The organism is Chryseobacterium sp. HNCC26DJ241, from assembly GCF_057180505.1.
In genome coordinates this window covers 23582-43477 of sequence record NZ_JBXUGL010000028.1, presented here as the reverse complement: position 1 = coordinate 43477, position 19896 = coordinate 23582, and the positions used below count along the sequence as shown (strand labels likewise).

At 34.0% G+C, this 19896-nt stretch carries 13 protein-coding genes; 4 read left to right on the top strand and 9 right to left on the bottom strand.

Annotated elements, in window-relative coordinates; translation table 11 throughout:
- From AC2A1C_RS12540 to AC2A1C_RS12505, 8 genes are all read right to left on the bottom strand, one after another.
- Nucleotides 1-1248 (bottom strand): serine hydrolase domain-containing protein (locus tag AC2A1C_RS12540; RefSeq protein ID WP_484026093.1); only part of this gene is annotated, 1248 nt, incomplete at its 3' end.
- Nucleotides 1249-1313: 65 nt separating this feature from the next.
- Entirely contained in the window at nt 1314-2243 is a 930-nt protein-coding gene (locus AC2A1C_RS12535) for a 2-hydroxyacid dehydrogenase (protein ID WP_484026092.1), read from the bottom strand.
- Between the two features lie 143 nt (nt 2244-2386).
- Nucleotides 2387-2899 (bottom strand): acyl-CoA thioesterase, encoded by a 513-nt coding sequence (locus tag AC2A1C_RS12530; RefSeq protein WP_484026091.1) that lies wholly within the window; start codon nt 2897-2899, stop codon nt 2387-2389.
- 19 nt (nt 2900-2918) lie between these two features.
- Nucleotides 2919-3590, bottom strand: coding sequence for a hypothetical protein (locus AC2A1C_RS12525; RefSeq protein ID WP_484026089.1), 672 nt, complete (start codon nt 3588-3590; stop codon nt 2919-2921).
- 125 nt (nt 3591-3715) lie between these two features.
- Entirely contained in the window at nt 3716-4387 is a 672-nt protein-coding gene (locus AC2A1C_RS12520) for a T9SS type A sorting domain-containing protein (protein WP_484026088.1), read from the bottom strand.
- Nucleotides 4388-4467: 80 nt separating this feature from the next.
- Nucleotides 4468-6573: a TonB-dependent receptor gene (locus AC2A1C_RS12515; RefSeq protein ID WP_484026087.1), complete on the bottom strand. Its 2106-nt coding sequence runs from the start codon at nt 6571-6573 to the stop codon at nt 4468-4470.
- A gap of 224 nt (nt 6574-6797) precedes the next feature.
- Nucleotides 6798-7547 (bottom strand): WG repeat-containing protein, encoded by a 750-nt coding sequence (locus AC2A1C_RS12510; protein ID WP_484026086.1) that lies wholly within the window; start codon nt 7545-7547, stop codon nt 6798-6800.
- 37 nt (nt 7548-7584) lie between these two features.
- Nucleotides 7585-7830 (bottom strand): DUF2752 domain-containing protein, encoded by a 246-nt coding sequence (locus AC2A1C_RS12505; RefSeq protein WP_484026095.1) that lies wholly within the window; start codon nt 7828-7830, stop codon nt 7585-7587.
- A 298-nt stretch (nt 7831-8128) separates the two neighbouring features.
- Here AC2A1C_RS12505 and AC2A1C_RS12500 point away from each other — a divergent pair, with 298 nt between their 5' ends.
- From AC2A1C_RS12500 to AC2A1C_RS12490, 3 genes are all read left to right on the top strand, one after another.
- The gene (locus tag AC2A1C_RS12500) at nt 8129-10399 is read left to right on the top strand and encodes an aconitate hydratase (RefSeq protein ID WP_484026085.1); all 2271 of its coding nucleotides are present in this window, start codon (nt 8129-8131) and stop codon (nt 10397-10399) included.
- A gap of 95 nt (nt 10400-10494) precedes the next feature.
- The gene (locus AC2A1C_RS12495) at nt 10495-11004 is read left to right on the top strand and encodes an isoprenylcysteine carboxyl methyltransferase family protein (protein WP_484026084.1); all 510 of its coding nucleotides are present in this window, start codon (nt 10495-10497) and stop codon (nt 11002-11004) included.
- A gap of 72 nt (nt 11005-11076) precedes the next feature.
- The gene (locus AC2A1C_RS12490; protein WP_484026082.1) at nt 11077-13281 is read left to right on the top strand and encodes a TonB-dependent receptor domain-containing protein; all 2205 of its coding nucleotides are present in this window, start codon (nt 11077-11079) and stop codon (nt 13279-13281) included.
- An 87-nt stretch (nt 13282-13368) separates the two neighbouring features.
- Here the strand turns inward: AC2A1C_RS12490 and AC2A1C_RS12485 are convergent, their stop codons facing one another.
- On the bottom strand, nt 13369-14067 hold the full coding sequence (locus AC2A1C_RS12485) for an RluA family pseudouridine synthase (RefSeq protein WP_484026081.1): 699 nt from the start codon (nt 14065-14067) through the stop codon (nt 13369-13371).
- A 264-nt stretch (nt 14068-14331) separates the two neighbouring features.
- On the opposite strand from AC2A1C_RS12485, the gene AC2A1C_RS12480 reads away from it, so the two are divergent.
- Nucleotides 14332-19830: a T9SS type A sorting domain-containing protein gene (locus AC2A1C_RS12480; protein ID WP_484026080.1), complete on the top strand. Its 5499-nt coding sequence runs from the start codon at nt 14332-14334 to the stop codon at nt 19828-19830.
- Nucleotides 19831-19896: the final 66 nt, after the last annotated feature.

Here is a 19896-nt window from a genome sequence, read left to right as displayed (position 1 = left end):
TCCTACGGAATCTGTAGAATCAATCTTTACACTGTCTTCAGGTTTCATTTCTTTTTGAAGTTTTTCAGTTTCGTAAGGAAAATTTTCAAAAAGGCTCGAAAGTGCAAGTGCAGAATATACTTTTCTGGAATACTTATTTCCAATTGCGATAATGGTAACTTTTGACTTCAAAAGATGGGCAAAAACAGCATTGCTTCCATGCCACCATCCATTATGATAAGTCAGTTTTTCTCCATTGTCAAAAATTTTCATCCGGAAACCAAGACCATAATTATTAATTCCTGCCTTTTCATTACTGTAAGGTGTGAATACCATTTGCATAAAAGTTGGTTTTAGAAAATTTTTAGAAAACAGAGCTTTTGAAAAATGATATAGATCATTCGGAGTAGTGTAAACATTTTTATCTCCATAAATCAAATCCAAACGATCATAAGGATATAATCTATTACCTCCGTTATAAAAAGATTTTGCAGCTTTCAAAGTGTCAGATTCTTTAAAAATATAGGTATTATTCATTTTTAAAGGTCTAAAAACAATTTCTTGCATGGCTTCAGGAAAAGGAGTTTTGGTTACCTTTTCTACAATCAATGCCAATAGTGCATAGTTGGTATTGCAATACATAAATCCTGTATTGGTATCTCTTGCCAGTTCCGGTTTATATTGAATTAAAAGATTTAAAATATCCTGATTGGAGAGAAATTTTTTAGAAAGTTCCGCAGGAGCAGGCTGAATTTTATCAATGAAATATTCATATTTAGGAAGCCCGCTTCGTTGATTGAGAAGATACTGAACCTGCACTTGTGGATAGGGAAATTTTGGAAAAAATTTGGTGACAGGATCGGTGAGTTTCAATTTTCCGGCTTCTATCAATTTCATCACAGCCATTGCTGTAAGGGTTTTGGAAACAGAAGCAACATGAAGAGGTGTATTTTTAGTAATTGGTTCCTGAGCAAATTCCTGAGCAAAACCTCTGTAATTTTCAAACAAAATTTTGTCACCTTTTGCGACCAAAATCCCTCCACTCAGGTTTCCGCCTTCCCAAATTGTTTTGTAATAGTTATTCAGAAAAAGTTTTACCGAATCTTCATCCGAAAGCTCACTATCGCTTTTAGAAAAAACATCATCAAGATTTACATTTCCGTAATTCGGAAGTTTGGAATTTTCTTCCTGAGAAAATTTATCTGTGTTTTTGCAGGAAGAAGCAATGCATAAAAATGCCAGAAGCAATACGGTAAAAAATCTTTTCATTTCTTCAAATATCGGGCGAGCAATTTAGCCAATTTGAAACATAAAATAATAATACTGAAAAGAGATTAAGAATATTTTAACAAAATTTTGTCCACAATAATCTGTGCCAGTTTTTCTTTGCTTTGTACAGTCCATCCTGCGATATGCGGAGTAACGATTACTTTTTCGGAATTTAGCAAAAATTGAAGGTCAGAATCTTCTGTTTCCAGATGCTCAAAAGAAGATTTTTCATGTTCCAAAACGTCGAGCGCAGCTCCTTTTATTTTCCCGGATTTTATGGCTTCAACTAAGTTTTTCGTTTTTACATTTTTTCCTCTCGCTGTATTAATGAAATAAAAATTTTTCCCCATTTCGGAAATAAATTTTTCGTCAATCAAATGATAAGTTTCCGGTGTAATTGGAATGTGAAGACTTACAATATCGGCTTGTTTTTTTAATTCTTCCAAACTAACCTGTGTCGCAAATTCATCCGAAAGATCAGTAAGAATATCATGAAAAATTACAGTACAGCCAAATCCTGAAAGTCTTTTCGCAACAGCTTTTCCCATATTTCCGTAGCCGATAATTCCAAACGTTTTTCCGAGAAGTTCATCGCCTCTATTTTCTTCTCTTTTCCAGATTCCGTTTTTCACTTCGTTGGAAGCAATGAAAAGTCGGTTCATTAAAATTAATAGCATTCCCAAAACATGTTCTGCAACAGAATCACGGTTTCCTTCCGGAGAATTGATGAGTTCAATTCCTAATTCTTTTGCTTTTGGTACATCAATATTTTCCATTCCGGCTCCAACTCTTGCAATGAATTTTAGGTGAGAAGCATTTTCAAGAAAATTTTTGTCCAAAGGAATTCGGCTTCGGATAATAATTCCTTCGTAATTTTTTATTTTTTCTAAAACTTCATTATAGCCGGATTGATGGTCTTCTTCCACAATAAAACCTTTTGCAGAAAGTTGTTCGGCAATTAAAGGATGATTTTTATCAAGCTGAAGGATTTTCATTTTTTATCATTTTTACGACAAAAGAAGCAAAAGTTTTTATATGTATTGAAGTTCAAAATTCACAAAAGAGAATTACTATATTTTGCAAACTTTAGAGAAGCTAAATATATGACTTGTTTTGGTTTTTTGTGGTTAGCTATTGGCTAAGAAATGAACAATTTTTTCAATTCTACAGAATCCTGAGGTTTCATTCTTCCTGAAAGAATAAGGGAAAGTTCTTTTCTTCTTTGTGCAGCGGCAAAGCGTTCAATTTCAAGATCGGTTTCAGGTTCCATTTGCGGAATTGGAACAGGTTTGTTGAATTCGTCTACAGCAACAAATGTATAAATACCTTCATTGGTGTGGATTTTTTTTCCGGCAATAGGATCGTCCAGCCAAACGTCTACATAAATTTCCATAGAAGTAGAAAAAGCACGGGAAACTTTAGATTCCAAAACTACAATTCCACCTTCAGGAATCGGATGATTAAACGAAACGTGATTTACAGAAGCTGTAACCACTCTTCTTTCGCAATGTCTTGCTGCCGAAATAGAAGCGCAACGATCCATTTTTGCCAAAAGCTCACCCCCAAAAAGATTTCTAAGAGAATTGGTTTCGTTCGGAAGAACGATATTGGTCATTATCGTTAAAGATTCTATTGCTTTTTTTGTTCTCATTTGATTTGTAAAAATCCGATTATTTATGAATGATTTTTTGTGCAGGAGTTTTCAGAGAATCGTTTTTCAATGTATCTTGAATGGTCTTGTTTTCTAAAGAATCTACTGGTTTTTTACTTTCAATTCTGTGAGTGGAATTTTTAACGGAAAGATTACTTTTTTTTCCAAAAATCATTTCCTGCTTTGTAATTCCGAAATATAAAATTCCCAAAACCGGAACTGCTACAAGGAAAATCCACAAAATAGAAGAATTGAATTTGTAAGAACCTTTCGTCTCTATCATCTCATCGGAAATTCCGTTTTGAATATTCGATGCTTTGATTTCTGAAATTCGGATTTCTTCCAAACCATAAAAATCAGGATTTAATTCTTCTATTCTTTCTCCTTTGAAGTGAATCTGATCTTCCTGATTTCTAAAAGTTCCGATTCCTTCAAGTTCAAATTCCTGATTGGCTTCCAACTTACTTTTCCATTGATTGGTGTATTTTTTCAGCTCTAATTCTGCGTCAAATTCTGAGACTTTTTCTTTTTGAGAAAGATATGAGATAAAGCCATTGTCTTTTGCTGCATAATCTGTATAGAAAACGATTTCTTTTGCAGGAGGGAGAATGCTTTGTTCTTTGCTTATTTTCGCGCCTGTATTTTTAACACCAAAAACGCCAAAACCGGAAATCTCCGTTTTGGTATTCATTTTCAAGTATTCCAGAATGTGAAAATACAGATTCATATTGGCAGCAAATTTAGTTTTTTTATTCGTGATTTTAAAATAAAAAAGCTGTCCGTGAGACAGCTTTCAGAAAAATTTAATTTTAGTTTTTAGTAAGCAAATTTTACGCTTTCGGAAGACTTACTATCAGAAATATTCAGGATGTAATTTCCTTTTTTCTGAAGATTAAGTTCGATTGCGTTTCCGTCTGCTTTTACATTCATATTTTTAATCATTCTTCCACTAAAATCATAAATCGCTACATTCAGCATTCCTTTTTTAGCTGTGTACAGTTTTCCTTCAATTACAGAAGATTTTTTTGCTAAAGATGCTTCAGAAACTGCAAGTATAGGAAGCGTAGTTGGCCCTTGTACATAATAGTCTGCAGATTGTTTTGTAGCGCCATTTTGTAAATCTTTGAAAACAATCCCTACTTTTTGTACAGTAGTTCCGCCGGCTACAGTATTATTAGAATTTGTGAAAAGTTTCGTATTCAGATTTATTGTTCCTACATATGCACCAGCACCGGAATCCCAGTTCATGGTAACATTGGAATTGGTCCAAGCATCATCAAAAGAAACACCTTGTGTATTATCAGAAGTAAGAATCCAGCAATGTACATAAAATGTCGGAACTCCAAATCCCGGATCATAAAAAGTATAATCATTGGATGCACCATAAGTAATTTTAAAAACTCCGGGGCTAATCACCTGAGTGGTTAATTGTGCAGACATTGTAACACTGATTATCAGTGCCATCAATAAAGAATAAATTTTTCTCATTTCTATAAATTTTTTGAATTATACAGTTTACAAATATAATTAATTTTCAATATTTTTCATAAATTTTTCATTTATTTTAATTATCTGAATATTAAATTGATACCAAACATAAAATTAATTCCTGCTTGGGAAAAATAATAAGGATTTTTATTATAAACATATCCGTTATTTACATACTTTTTATCAAAAATATTATTGAGTAAAAATTTAAAAATAACATCTGTTTTTTTGAAATGAAAAGAATATTGTGCGTTCAGATCTGAAAGTAAATAGCTTGGCAATTTCAAATCTCTATTATTAGAGTTATCCAAAAACTGACTTCCGATATATTGATTTTGCCAACCAATACTAAAATTTTTGGTTGGATTGAAATTAATCAAAATGTTTCCAACAAAATCAGGAGAAAAGGAAATTGGTGTACGTCCTAAATTCTGTATTCCGTTTTCTGTTTCTTGCTTGAAATCCAGATTTTTATTGTCGCTAAAAGCAATGTTTCCAGAAATTTGCCATTGCTCTGAAACATTAGCCAAAGCTGCCAGTTCAAGTCCAAGTCTATAACTTTTACCGGAATTTCCTCGGATAAATGCTCCCACATTATTGATAGCTCCTGTCAATACTAATTGGTTCACATATTTCATATAATAAGCATTTGCAGAAAATTGTACTTTTCCGAATGTTTTTTCGATGCCTGCTTCAAAATCGTGTAATTTTTCTGCCTGAGTTTCAGGATTTACAAACAAGTCATCACGATTGGGTTCTCTGTGTGCATGTGCATAAGAGAGGAATATTTTTCCAGAATTAATTCGATAGCTGATTCCAAATTTTGGATTGAAAAAAAGCCAGTTTTTATCCAGATTAGCACCTTCATCGTCACCTTGCTGTAAAATTTTGGTGTTGTAATCAATATTTCTGAGTTGTAAATCTCCGAATAATTCAAAATCGTTAAGGCGATAAATCGCCTTCGCAAATCCGGAAATCTCATTTTTTAAAGAGCGATTTCTGTAATATTCATGCTCTTGAATTTCAGAGAAATAAACACCGGTTACATTTCCGAAATGTCTTCCATAATATTGATTGGCAACTGCTCCGAGATTCAGATCCAGATTTTCGAATTTCCCGTAAAGTGTGGAGAAAATTCCATAGAAATCATTGTCCAGCCATTTTTTACGAATAAAATCTGAATATTCTTCTCCGTTAAAATTTGGTAAATTATACCTTGAAAACGGATCTCCCTGCTTGTAATTTTCATAATAGCCTTTTCCTTTCGTGTAATGAAAAGTGGTTTCCAGATTCCATTTTTCATTAAAATTCTGATTCCATAAAAGATGATAATGATTCTGGCGATAATTATCCGTTTCATTATTATAAAAACCTACAATATTTTCCCAATTTTTATCATAGATCGCACCGGAATAGTTGAATTTCGGATTGGTTTCCCATGTTGCTTTATCAATTCCGTTCCAGGCTTGATACGTTTTTTCTTTTCCTCCAAAAGCGAGAAAACGAAGTTTGGTTTTATTTTCTTCAAATAACGCTGAAAAATTATAAGAATTCAAATCAGAAAAAGCGCGGTCAATATAGCCATCGGAATGTATTTTGGTGTAACGTCCCATTACTGAAAGACGGTTTTTCCAAAATTTTCCGGAACCAATTTCTGCGGAATATTTATAAGTATTAAAAGAGCCATAACTGTTGTCTGTTTTCGCATAAAATTCATTGGCAGGATCTTTGGAAATTACATTTACGCTGGCTCCAAAAGCAGAAACTCCATTAGAAGAAGTTCCGACTCCACGCTGAATAACAATTTGTGAAGCTGAACTTGTAAGATCCGGAACATTCACAAAAAAAGTTCCCTGACTTTCCGAATCATTGTACGGAATCCCGTTCATCATTACATTGATGGAATTTCCTCCAACTCCACGAATTCTGAAACCGGTATATCCAATTCCGTTTCCTGCATCAGAAGTAGAAACAATGGAAGTCTGGTTTTTTAATAAAATAGGCAAATCCTGTCCAAGATTTTTTTGATCCAAATCTTTCTGAACATTGATGATTTCTTTGACAACAGGTAATCTTTTGGTGAAATTCACTCCCTTTATTTCTTGGGTTTTTATGGAATCCAAGGAATTGCTTTGTGCAAGATAAAGCGAACTGATAAACAGTCCTGAAAAAATAAATCCTTTCATTCTTTTAAATTTTTAATTAAAATTTATTGGAACAAAAGGGGCGACTATATTTATAATTGATAAATTATGATTGATAATTGATTTGAAATATCATTTATCACTTATCATTCATCAATTATAATGAATGTTTCCCTAAACAGCATTACCTGTTCCAGGTTCATTGGGTATAATCTCAGCTTTTTACAGCACCCCTTTAATTTCTAATACAAAATTACAAAATATAATTAATATGCTTTATTTTTTGAATCTATAAAATAATAGTTTTTTCCATCTTTGGTCACTTCGAACATTCTGCCCATTTTCCAACTGTAGTTTCGCTTTATATCGCTGTATTCAAAAGGTATGATTATCCTGTTGTATATATCTATAATTCCGAATCTGTCATTTGATGAAGCAATAATCATCGGATTTTTAAGATCATCACCTTCCATTATATAAAGGTATTGATATTGCGGATAGATCTGATATTGTTTATAATCTTGAGGATTGTCAAATTTTGTGGCATCCACAATTCCGTAAAAGCCATGAAGAAAATAAGGCTGGAAAATCTGCTTTTTATGTACGATTGGGCATTTTCCTAAATCCTCACTTTTGAAGGTGTATACTTTTTCTCCGGCTTTATTTATTCTGTAATCCATATTTTCCGTTGAAACGGATGCGAAATCTTTGGTTCCGAATTTTCTGATTTTTTCATTGGGAGAATTCAGCAGATTGCAGTCTTCCCAAAAAAATGTTCCGAATTTGTATTCCGGTTGGATAATTGTTTTTCCTTTCTGATTTACATACCCCAGTTTTCCATCTATTCTTTGCGGAATAAGATCAGGGATAGAATCATTGATCTTAATCAAATCCTGATTGGTCGATTTTTTTGCCTGAATACTTTTATTGGTTTTTGCCTTTTTTACTGTTTTTTTAGTTTGAGCAAATGCAAATACAGATAGAATTATAAATACCAAATTCAATATTTTCTTCATATAGATCACTTTACAAAAGTATTGCCAAAATTAGAAACTAAAGATTTCTGAAAACAAAAAATAACAATATTATAAATATGATAATGTATATCATTTTTTTTCCAAAAAGTAGTTTTTTAGCTTTAGGAAATTTGGTTTTAATATCCTCTATCTGAAAAACGGAAAAAAGCAATGTATATGGAATCATTATTACAAAAAGAGGGTTGTAATGAAAGGCTTTTGGGACATTCAGATGCAGTAATTCATGAAACGCTCTTTGAGATCCACAACCGGGACAATCCAATCCTGTTAATGATTTAAATGGGCATCTTAAAAAAGAAGATTCTTTTGCAGGATCGAAAAGATAATAAAAAATTCCGATTCCCAATAATATGAGGAGAATTATAAAAAATTTAAAATAAGCAGCAAATCTCAATTTCTAAAGTAATTTCATTAATATTTTCTTTAGCGAAATTACAAAAAATAGATTTCTTTAATTGTTAATTTATATTTATTCTAAATGATTTTAACAATAAAACTTTTTAAAAATTTGTAATTTTGGAAATTCATAAAAATCATTTTTTAAAACTAAAACATATAATATGATCTTTGACCTTGACATGATTAAAAAAGTGTACGAGCGCTATCCTGAAAGAATTGCAGCAGCAAGAAAAGTGGTAGGAAAGCCTCTTACATTATCAGAAAAAATATTATATGCCCACCTTTGGGAGGGTAATGCTACACAAGCATATGAGAGAGGAAACTCTTATGTAGATTTTGCTCCGGACAGAGTAGCAATGCAAGATGCAACTGCACAAATGGCGCTTTTACAATTTATGCAAGCCGGGAAAGCAAAAGTGGCGGTTCCTTCCACAGCACACGCAGACCACCTTATTCAGGCAAAAGTAGGAGCGGATAAAGATTTACAGGAAGCTGTTAATAAAAACTCAGAAGTTTTTAATTTTTTGAGTTCTGTTTGTGATAAATATGGAATCGGTTTCTGGAAACCGGGAGCTGGTATTATCCATCAGGTAGTTTTGGAAAATTATGCTTTTCCTGGCGGAATGATGATCGGTACCGATTCTCATACAGTAAATGCAGGAGGTCTTGGAATGGTTGCTATTGGTGTTGGTGGTGCAGATGCAGTAGACGTAATGGCAGGAATGGCTTGGGAATTGAAAATGCCTAAATTGATCGGTGTAAAATTAACCGGTAAAATGAGCGGCTGGACTTCTGCAAAAGATGTTATCTTAAAAGTGGCAGGAATTCTTACCGTAAAAGGAGGAACAGGATGTATCGTAGAATATTTCGGAGAAGGTGCAGAATCTCTTTCAGCAACAGGAAAAGGAACGATTTGTAACATGGGTGCTGAAATTGGAGCTACCACTTCTACTTTTGGGTACGACGATTCCATGAGAAGATATTTAGCTGCTACAGGAAGACAAGATGTGGTAGATGCAGCAGATAAAGTAGCAGAACATTTAACAGGTGATGCTGAAGTATATGCAAATCCTGAACAATATTTTGATCAGGTAATTGAAATCAACCTTTCTGAATTGACTCCTCATTTAAATGGTCCTTTTACTCCGGATTTAGCAACTCCTGTTTCTGAATTCAGAGCTAAAGCTGAAGCAAACGGTTGGCCTCTTGAAGTTGAATGGGCTCTTATTGGTTCTTGTACCAATTCTTCTTATGAAGATCTTTCAAGAGCTGCTTCTATTGTAGAAGATGCTGTTGCAAAAGGTGTAAAACCAAAAGCAATTTTAGGAATCAACCCAGGTTCTGAACAAGTAAAATTTACAGCAGAAAGAGACGGATTCTTAGATTCTTTCAGAAAATTTGAAAACACCAGAATTTTCACCAATGCTTGTGGACCATGTATTGGACAATGGGACAGAGAAGGTGCAGAAAAACAAGAAAAAAATTCCATCATTCACTCTTTCAACAGAAACTTTGCAAAAAGAGCAGATGGAAACCCAAATACTCATGCTTTCGTAGCATCTCCGGAAATGGTAGCTGCAGTAGCAATTTCAGGGAGATTAGATTTTAATCCGATTACTGATACTTTAACTAACCAAAATGGTGAACAGGTAAAACTGGATGAACCAAAAGGATTTGAATTACCATCAAAAGGATTTGCGGTAGAAGACAATGGTTATCAAGCTCCTTCTGAAGACGGTTCTTCTGTTCAGGTAAATGTTAGTCCAACTTCAGACAGACTTCAGTTATTGGAAGAATTTCCTGCTTGGGACGGAAAAAATATTGAAAATGCTAAAGTTTTAATCAAAGCTTTCGGAAAATGTACTACTGACCACATTTCTATGGCGGGACCATGGCTAAAATACAGAGGTCACCTTGATAATATTTCAAATAACATGTTGATTGGAGCTGTAAATGCGTACAACATGGAAACAAACAGCGTTAAAAATCAATTAACTGGTGAATATGGTGAAGTTCCTGCTGTACAAAGAGCCTATAAAGCTGCCGGAATTCCTTCTATTGTTGTTGGAGACCAAAACTATGGTGAAGGTTCTTCAAGAGAACACGCTGCAATGGAACCAAGACATCTTGGCGTAAAAGCGGTTTTGGTAAAATCTTTTGCAAGAATCCACGAAACAAACCTTAAAAAGCAAGGAATGTTGGCTTTAACTTTTGCAAATGAGGCAGATTATGACAAAATTCAGGAAGATGATGTTGTAAACTTCTTAGATTTAGATCAGTTTGCTCCAGGAAAGCAATTAACTTTAGAGTTTGTTCATTCTAACGGAACTAAAGATATCGTTGTTGCAAATCACACTTATAACAACCAACAAATTGATTGGTTTAAAGCGGGTTCTGCACTAAACTTAATCAAACAACAAGAAAAGAATTAATTTTAAATTAATAAATCATAAAAAAGCAGTTTCATTTTGAAACTGCTTTTTTTGTTAAAAAACTTTACTTTTATATAATCACAAACTTAATAACTATGAAAACCATCTTTATCTTTTTTATTCTATTTTTCTTCGTAAGACTTATATCGTTATTCATATCTATCAGAAACGAAAAAAAATTAAAAAAGGAGAGTGCTGTTGAATATGGCAAGCTCAATTCTAATTTGCTTACTATTTTTCATATTCTTTTATATTTCAGCTCTCTTTATGAAGCACTGGTTAGTAAAGCCAAATTTAATTTATACTCAAAAATAGGAGTTGCACTTTTAATATTCTCCTTTATTATGCTTTTTTATGTAATATATGAATTGCGTGATATTTGGACGCTTAAACTTTACATTGCTCCTAATCATAAAATTGTTAAATCATTTTTATTTCGTATAGTGCGCCATCCCAACTATTTCCTGAATGTTATCCCAGAAATTATAGGAATTACTTTGTTGTGTAACGCATGGAAGAGCATGTTTTTTATACTTCCTATATATCTTGTTATCTTGATCATCCGAATTTATCAGGAAGAAAAAGCCATGAAAAACATGTTATAAATCATGTATTTTGTATAATTTTTTTGTAACAAACAATTTTTTCCTGCGTCTAACAAAGTAGTAAAAAATATTATGAAAAAAACTATTTTGGCTCTATCTTTTTTAAGTTCAGTAATTGTTTCTGCACAAGAAAAGCAAGATAATGATACAAAAGAAAAGAAAATAGAAGGTGTTACCATTACCAAAACAAAAAAAGCAGTAGAACAAAAAGCAGACAGAACTATTTTCGATTTTTCTGAACAGCCACATCTGAACAGCGGAACACTGATGGAAGGAGTGAAAAAACTTCCCGGTCTTATTGTTTCTGATGTTGCAGGAATGATGTATCAGGGAAAGCAGTTGGATGTTTTTCAGGATGGTCGTCCACTTGGAATTTATGGAGATCAGCTTACTTCTTATCTGGAAGGAATGCCCGCCAATTCTATTGATCGCATCGAAATTATCACAAAACCAGGAGCAGAATTTCCGGCAACTTCGGGAGGTGCAATTATCAATATCATCACCAATAAAAATGCAAAAAAATATCTTTCTGCAACGTATACGGGAAGATATGCGTTTACAAATTATGATAAATTCCGGAACAGAACCAGCAATTCCATTTTACTAAATGCTAAAAATCCGTTATTCGGATGGCAACTGAATGTGGGACAAAACTATGGTGAAAATTATAGACAAAGTGAAATTGATAAAATCACCGGAACATTTACAGATCGTACTCAGCGGAATTATTTTGTAAAAACTGCTCTTACATTTGATATTGGAAAAGATAGACTTTTAGCTAATTATGACCTGAATTTTACCAAAAATGATGCAAAAACTAACAGTTTCGGATTATTTGGAGAAGAAGTGAACCAAGTTCCGACCGTTTATAATTATACTACTTCAGATTTTGGGAAAACAAAAAATACACGTCATGATGCGAGTTTAACATATCAGGTAAAATTTGACGATAAAGCAAAAAAATTAGATTTTCAGGCAGGTTACAATCTTTACACGTCTAATTATAACCAAACAGGGAGCTATTTCGTAGAAAATAATTATATAAGAGATAATACACTCTTAACCAATTCCACACAAAAGACCGGAAATTTCAAAGTAGATTATTCGCAGCCGGTAAAAATATTAGACGAAGGAAAAATTTCCGTAGGTGGACTTTACGAAAAATTGATGTTTGATACTCAAGATGCGGGAATCAAAAATCTTGAATATGAAAGACAAACGGTAAGTATGTATACGGAAGCTCAGGCAAAATTCAAAAAAATGGATTTTACGGTTGGACTTCGTGGAGAAGGATATGATATTTACGGAAAAACAATTGATAATGAAACCAATACTTTAACTCAGGATTTAATTCCCTACAATGAATTTTGGCTTTTTCCGAATGCAAGTGTGCAGTATAATTTCATGAAACAGGTTTATTTTGCCCTGAATTATAATAGAAAAATTCAACTTCCTTCTGTTTCTTCCCTCAATCCGAATAATACTAACTATCAAAATGCGAATATCGGATTTAGTGGAAATCCGTTTTTGCAACCTACCATTTATGATAATTTTGAAGCAAAAATTTCGGCTTTTGATTATGCATTTATCGGATATAATTTAAGCGTGGCAAAAGATCAGAATGTACAAGTAGCCGATAAAAGTTACTTTTTTAAAGACAATCATTTCGTAAACGGACAGGAAGTGTACGGAGTTGCGAATGGATTTATCAACATTCCGTCTATGCGAATCCATAATTTTGATTTTGGAATTCCGATTCCTTTTATGATTTTTTATAAACCGATAAAAGATATCATGAAATTTGATTTCAATCCGGATAAAATCAATTTTCTGTATTTTTATACCGGTTATCAGCTTCATGAGCTTCCGAATAATAAAAATGACGGCTTTTGGAATTTTCACTTAATGGCGCAAGTTGTTTTGCCTTCAGATATAAAATTTGTAGCAACATATTCTACAATGTCAAAAGGAAATTGGTATTATTATAGAATGGAACATCCTTGGTATAAAAGTTTTGATATTACAGCTACCAAAAAATTTATGAAAGATCAGCTTACGGTTTCCGTTTTTGCAAATGACATTTTCAAAACCAACCGAAATGCTGTAACCACGCTTTATAATAATTCTAATATTTTCTTGGGAAATCGTTTTGATGCTCAGAATTTTGGAATTTCTTTCAATTATAAAATTCCTACGAAAAATAAGTTGGCAAAAGAAGATCCGAATTTGCTGAAAAATACTAAAGAAGAAAACGGAAACAGCCCAACTGCACCTTAATTTTTTATTCTTCGACTTTGCTTAGATTTAATAGACTATAAATGTCATATTGAGCAAAGTCGAAGCATCTTTATAATGCTTTAATCCTTATTCACACGCTTTCCAAACCGCATCATTTTGCGGAACAGGAGCTAAAACTTCAATTTTTTCTTTGGTTACCGGATGAATGAATTCTAATTTTCTGGCATGAAGATGGATTCCACCATCAAGATTGGAACGCGGTGAACCGTATTTTAAATCACCTTTTATAGGAACTCCAATTTTTGATAGTTGCGCTCGGATTTGGTGATGACGACCAGTTTCGAGATCAATTTCAAGAAGCAAGTAGTTATCTAAAGTTTTTAGGATTTTATAATTTAGGATAGATTCTTTTGCGTTGTTAGTTGGTTTAATGTAAACTACGGCTTTATTATTTTTTTCATTCTTCTTTAAATAATGAACCAGTCTTTGATTTTGCGGAATCCATTCTTTTGCAACTACTGCCCAATATGTTTTTTTGATCTCCCGGTTTTTTATCATTTGGGTTAAACGGGAAAGCGCTTTGGAAGTTTTAGCATAAATTACTAATCCGGAAGTGGGGCGGTCAATTCTGTGGACAAGACCCAAAAAAACATTTCCGGGTTTCTGATCCCTTATTTTTATTAAATTTTTAATAGATTCCAATAGAGATTCATCACCTGTTTTATCTCCCTGAACAAGCTGCCCTGCTTTTTTATTAATGATTAAGAGGTGGTTGTCTTCAAATACTATTTGAGACTGAATATCTGAACGTTGGTTACCTGTCATTTTTTAAATAATTCCAAGTTCCAAAAATACTGAAAAAACTATCGTTACAATAATTAGTACTATTGAATATAAGAAATCTTATTTTTTATCATTCTAAAAGATTATATGATAATAAATTTTTTTGGAAATACCATTTTTATGGTATTTTTTTTTGCCCATAATGGGCATAGGTTTGCACAAAATAGTTTTTTAATAGAATTAGGATAAAAGGTGGATTCCGAAAAACCTTCAATAGAGTAGGATTAACAAATACTTTATAAATTAATGAAAAAAAGATTTCTGTATTTTTTTTTACTATTTTATGCATTAGCAATTGCACAAAATAGTGAAGTCTGCATGACCCGCCTACATAATGGTTGGGCAGAGATGGTTTTCCCTGCCGATGGCACATGGGATACTACCGGATTAAAGTTTAGGGCATATAATATGAATGGCGGTATAGAGTCCGAACAAAGTATACCTGCAACCGGGTTGAAAGCGATTACCAAAAATGGTACAAGCTACTATTATGTAAAAGTTAATTACAGTACATGGGATTCCAATTGGAATCAGACATTTACCTATGAACTAAGCAGTGCCACCAATGCAGCTGTTACCAAAACTTTAGCACCTCTTCCACAAGACCAATGGGATGCAGCGAGTTTAAATCAAAGTTGCGCACCCAAGACAGATTTTTGTATCAACCGTTTGCATAATGGCTATACCGAAATAGTTATCCCGACAGATGGCTCATGGAATACCACAGGATTGAAGGTTAAATCGTATGCCCAGAACGGCGGTTTACTACTTGAACAAAGCATACCTACAAGTGAGCTGAAAATGATTACCAAAAATGGAACAAATTACTATTATGCAAAAGTTAATAGTAACGCATGGGGGTATTGGGATCAAACATTGACCTATGAATTGAGCAGTGCAACAAATGCACCTGTTACCAAAACTTTGGCAGCCCAGCCACAAGATCAATGGGATGCAGCGAGTTTAAATCAAAGTTGTGCACCCAAAACAGATGTCTGTATGACCCGTTTACACAACGGTTGGACAGAGATGGTTTTCCCTGCTGATGGTACATGGAATACCGCGGGATTAAAGTTTAAGGCTTACGCTCTGAATGGCAATTTACAAGTTGAGAATAATATAACTGCAAGTGAACTGAAAACAATTACCAAAAATGGGGCAAATTACTATTATATAAAAGTTAATTGTAGTCCATGGTGGGATCAGACATTGACCTATGAATTAAGCAGTGCTACCAACGTACCTATTACCAAAACTTTGGCAGCTTTGCCGCAAGATCAATGGGATGCAGCGAGTTTAAATCAAAGTTGTGCACCCAAAACAGATGTCTGTATGACCCGCCTACACAATGGTAATGCAGAGATGGTTTTCCCTGCTGATGGCACATGGAACATTAACAGTTTGAAATATCGAGTATATGCGCTCAATGGTAATTTACAGGTTGAGGGTAATATAGCGGCTAGTGAACTGAAAACCATAACTAAAAACGGTGCTAACTATTATTACATAAAAGTTGATTGCAGACCATGGTGGGATCAAACATTGACCTATGAATTGAGTAGTGCTACCAACGTACCTATTACCAAAACATTGGCGGCTTTACCGGAAGATCAATGGAATGACTTTACTAAACAAGAGCAATGTGCGGATAAGGCCAAGGGTATTTGTATGAATAGAAATGGCGCGAATTATACTATTTACATTCCTGTAAATCAGTGGTCGGGTAATAACGTGAGAGTTAAATTATTTCATGCAAATGGAGTCTTGCTATATGACCAACTTCATTCTAACCTTTCTACAGAAGGCATGGCTTATAAAATTTCTGCAAGTTATAATGCATACACAACTGATAATGTTACTGTGGAAGTATCAAATAATGTTGTACCGGCTATCCATATGTTTTTGACTCCTATCCAGCAACTATGTTATGGTAGTGGTGGATGTACAACATTGGTTACACCAACTTTCAACCAAGTAACTCCAATCTGTGTGGGAGGTACATTTACTTTACCTACAACTTCTAACAATAATATTACTGGAACATGGTCTCCCGCTATTAATAACCAAGCAACTACCGAATATACCTTTACACCAGATGCAGGACAATGTGCTACAACTGCAACTATGACCGTAACGGTAAACCCTAATGCTAGTTTGGTATTGACATCAGGCTCAAATGCACAAACAGTAGATACAACTACTCCTATTTCTTCTATCGTTTATACATTTGATGGAGCTACAGGAGCTACTGTAACTGGGCTTCCGGCAGGAGTAACAGCAGTAGTAAACGGAACAGATGTAACTATAAGCGGAACTCCTACTGTTTCTGGTACTTTCAATTATTCCGTTTCTACTACAGGAGGATGCGGACAGGTAAGTTTACAAGGAACTATTAATGTAAATACCTCTATAGACTGGACAAAAGCACCTAATAGCTATATTTTTACCGGAAAAGCATTTAATCCAGCTACAGGAAAATATGATGGTGCAGACGTAGATGGTCTTTATATCCCAGTAAAAAAAGCGTATGTTATGTGGAGAAACGGAAATTATATGAAAGGTACAGATATACCTGCCGGAACAATAACTGCGGATGTATTGTGGGAAGATAATATGGGATTGATAAAGTCTCAAGCAAATTATGCCTTAACAATTGTAGGAACTGGTGAAGAGGCAGAAATAAAAGTACCTATCAATAAAGTAAAAGAAGGAAATGCGGTTATCGCCTATAAAGTAAACGGAGAAGTTTATTGGTCTTGGCATATTTGGGTAACTGATGATCCAACAAATGGTTCTACCTATAAAAGTTATGATGATGTAAAAAGGGAATTGGCTAATGGAACCGTAGAAACTATTCCTAATACTGAATGGGGTTGGATGGACAGAAATCTTGGAGCTATTGGCAATTCTCTTAATGGGGATGGTTGGAATAGAAATGGAGGTCTCGTGTACCAATGGGGTAGAAAAGATCCTTTTCCATCATTGGAGAATAGTGATGCCAGTTATTATCAAATAACAGGTAGTTTAGGAAAAATTGTACATGACGAAGCAAAGCCAAGATTAAATTTTACAAACAGTCCTTTTAATGACTATAAAAACTTTAATAGTCTAATAACTTTTGTAAATAAGTCAGAAGCGAAAATTAAAGATAATATCGAAATTTCCATAAAAAAACCTTTAAGTCTGATTTATGTAAAAGATGATGCGTCTAATGGTATTAATCCCGTATTATCTACCTATGGTATCTCTGACTATGGTACGCACTATTACAATTGGTTTGGGCAGGTTGATGGATTACAAATCAACGAATTAAGTAAAGTTAATTTATGGTCAGATAATTCCAAAGGAGTACAAGCAACAGATATTACAGTTCCACAATCTTATAGAAATAAATCTTCATATGATCCATGTCCTAATGGATGGAGATTGCCTTCGATGTTAGTTGCTTCATTTTCAAAAGATGTAAGAATGGATTTTACCCCTTTTGGTCCTAAAACAAATAGCCCGCTTTCAGCTTTACATGTGTCATCTAAAGGTGTATCAAATGTTTTTCCGGGGTTGTCCAATTTAAAACCCTATCTTGCCGGTATAAAAGTATATCCACAATATGGTTTTGATATGACCAATGTGGCAGGCAACAACATAGGGATATTCCCAGGAACCGGTTGGATAGGACGAGGGTTAAGTAGTGATGGCACCTATCATGAGAAAGCATCCCATACAGACCAGCTCGAAACCTATCTGTGGACTGCAACCATGACTACCGTTAGTGGTTATTCATCAGTAGCCAGTGCATTAAGATTAATTCCGGCAGCAGATCAGATAGCAGCCAACTATCAACCGGATGCTCCTAATTATCCTAATGTATATGGCCTGTACGTTTATAATCCTGCCCATAGTTATGCAACGAACAACGCCCATGCATGTAGATGTATCAAAGATCCATTATTTGTAAAAAATAATTATGATTTTCCCACTACATTTTTTACTGAAACGGAAACATACTTAGTAGGATTAGATAATCCTAATAGTTACATGATTACAAAATCTACTGCAGACCAAGTAATCTCTATCCCTGTAAGTAAAGCCTTTTCTGTACAAAGTAATTATTTGGGCAATGCGCAGATTTTAAATCCTTCAAATTTTGATAATTTAAAAGCAAATGTCCTTTGGACAGATAATCAACTTTTAATACCGGAATTAACGATAGATAATCCGTCTTCCAAAGAGGCTAATATCAACGTTAAAATAAAGGCGAATACAGCCGGAAATGCAGTAGTTACCTTGCATAATGGTTCAATTAATAATCCGGTGTATTGGAGTTGGCATATTTGGGTAACCAATACTGCTGTAAATTCTGTAACCTATACAAATGATACGCCTATTGCTACAGATAATTATGTGAATTATACGCAGTATGGAACCATTATGAAAACAACCATCATGGATAGAAACTTGGGAGCCATAGATGTTATGCCAACCTCTTATGTTTATCCATATTCATCAGCCAGCCAGCTACAACTGAATAATTCACAAGGGTTACATTATCAATGGGGTAGAAAAGACCCGTTACCTACTTTTACTAAAGTAGCACCAATAGTTATTGATAATACTAATAAATTTAATGTATTTACCGGTAGTACCAATAACAATGGAACTGTAACATATTCAACTTTATCGGAAGCTACTTTTATTTCAAATAATGTAGTGAATTATGATGCTTATAAAAGCGCAGCTGATAAAATAGATGTAAGAATAGAAAAAATACTGGGTTATTCTGTAGCCAACCCGCTGAAGTTTATGATGCCAACGGTTAAATATCCTACACGTTCTGACATAGATTATATTCTTGGTTCCGACTGGTTATTTGATACTAACTATCATGGTTTATATGCAGAAAGATGGGGATTGGGAGGTAAAAAATCGGTATTTGATCCTTGTCCCAATGGCTGGAGAATTCCCGAGACTGGAACAACTCCTACAAAATCTTCACCTTGGAGCTTAAAAAACAACCCTGAATATATAACATATCAAGAAGGTGGTCAGACAAAAATCGGTCAAATTGTTGGCCCTTCTGAAACAGGTTATTACGGTTCAGTCATTTCTCATTTGCCATGGTCTACCTATACTAATGGTGATAGGACAGTAGGGTTTGTATTCAATAATAGTTTATACAATGTAGGGAATTACCCTAAAGGTCATATTAGAGGCAAAAGACTTGTAACAAATACAGAAGCATTAAATAGTATAATTGATCCTAACCTCGAATTTGGGGGAATATGGTATGCTAATTTACAGCAAAATCTTACAGGAAGAGCTACCTATATGAGTTTTGACAGACATTCCAGAATTCTTGTAAAATATACAGATATAGATCCTTATGCAGCAATGAATTGCAGATGTGTAAAACAAGAAGATAATGGTATACCAAGAGGTCCATTACCGGGTATTCCTGTTACCAATGCCGGAGTCCAAAAAGCGACGGATGTATTAACAACCACAAAGGTTGAAGAACTGGTGAAGCAGGATAAACTTACGGTTTTCCCTAATCCTGTTCAAGATCTTCTGTATATTGATGCAAAAGATAGTAAAGAGTATTATTATCAAGTCTACAATATGGCTGGTCAATTGGTAAAAGAAGGCAAGTTTGTAAACAAACAAACCGATCTTTCAGGATTGATTTCCGGAGCATATTTAGTAAGAATTAATGATTCTAATACAGTTGTAAAAATTATCAAAAAATAATTTTAAAACAACAAAAACCGCAAAAGAGAGGCTGTCCAATTTTGGACAGCCTTTTTTTTATCACCA

Bases quoted from the DNA above. Each gene is read 5' to 3' on its own strand.
- AC2A1C_RS12485 (WP_484026081.1), bottom strand. From the start codon at position 14,067: ATGACAGGTAACCAACGTTCAGATATTCAGTCTCAAATAGTATTTGAA.
- AC2A1C_RS12525 (WP_484026089.1), bottom strand. From the start codon at position 3,590: ATGAATACCAAAACGGAGATTTCCGGTTTTGGCGTTTTTGGTGTTAAA.
- AC2A1C_RS12490 (WP_484026082.1), top strand. From the start codon at position 11,077: ATGAAAAAAACTATTTTGGCTCTATCTTTTTTAAGTTCAGTAATTGTT.
- AC2A1C_RS12515 (WP_484026087.1), bottom strand. From the start codon at position 6,573: ATGAAAGGATTTATTTTTTCAGGACTGTTTATCAGTTCGCTTTATCTT.
- AC2A1C_RS12510 (WP_484026086.1), bottom strand. From the start codon at position 7,547: ATGAAGAAAATATTGAATTTGGTATTTATAATTCTATCTGTATTTGCA.
- AC2A1C_RS12530 (WP_484026091.1), bottom strand. From the start codon at position 2,899: ATGAGAACAAAAAAAGCAATAGAATCTTTAACGATAATGACCAATATC.
- AC2A1C_RS12500 (WP_484026085.1), top strand. From the start codon at position 8,129: ATGATCTTTGACCTTGACATGATTAAAAAAGTGTACGAGCGCTATCCT.
- AC2A1C_RS12520 (WP_484026088.1), bottom strand. From the start codon at position 4,387: ATGAGAAAAATTTATTCTTTATTGATGGCACTGATAATCAGTGTTACA.
- AC2A1C_RS12495 (WP_484026084.1), top strand. From the start codon at position 10,495: ATGAAAACCATCTTTATCTTTTTTATTCTATTTTTCTTCGTAAGACTT.
- AC2A1C_RS12535 (WP_484026092.1), bottom strand. From the start codon at position 2,243: ATGAAAATCCTTCAGCTTGATAAAAATCATCCTTTAATTGCCGAACAA.
- AC2A1C_RS12480 (WP_484026080.1), top strand. From the start codon at position 14,332: ATGAAAAAAAGATTTCTGTATTTTTTTTTACTATTTTATGCATTAGCA.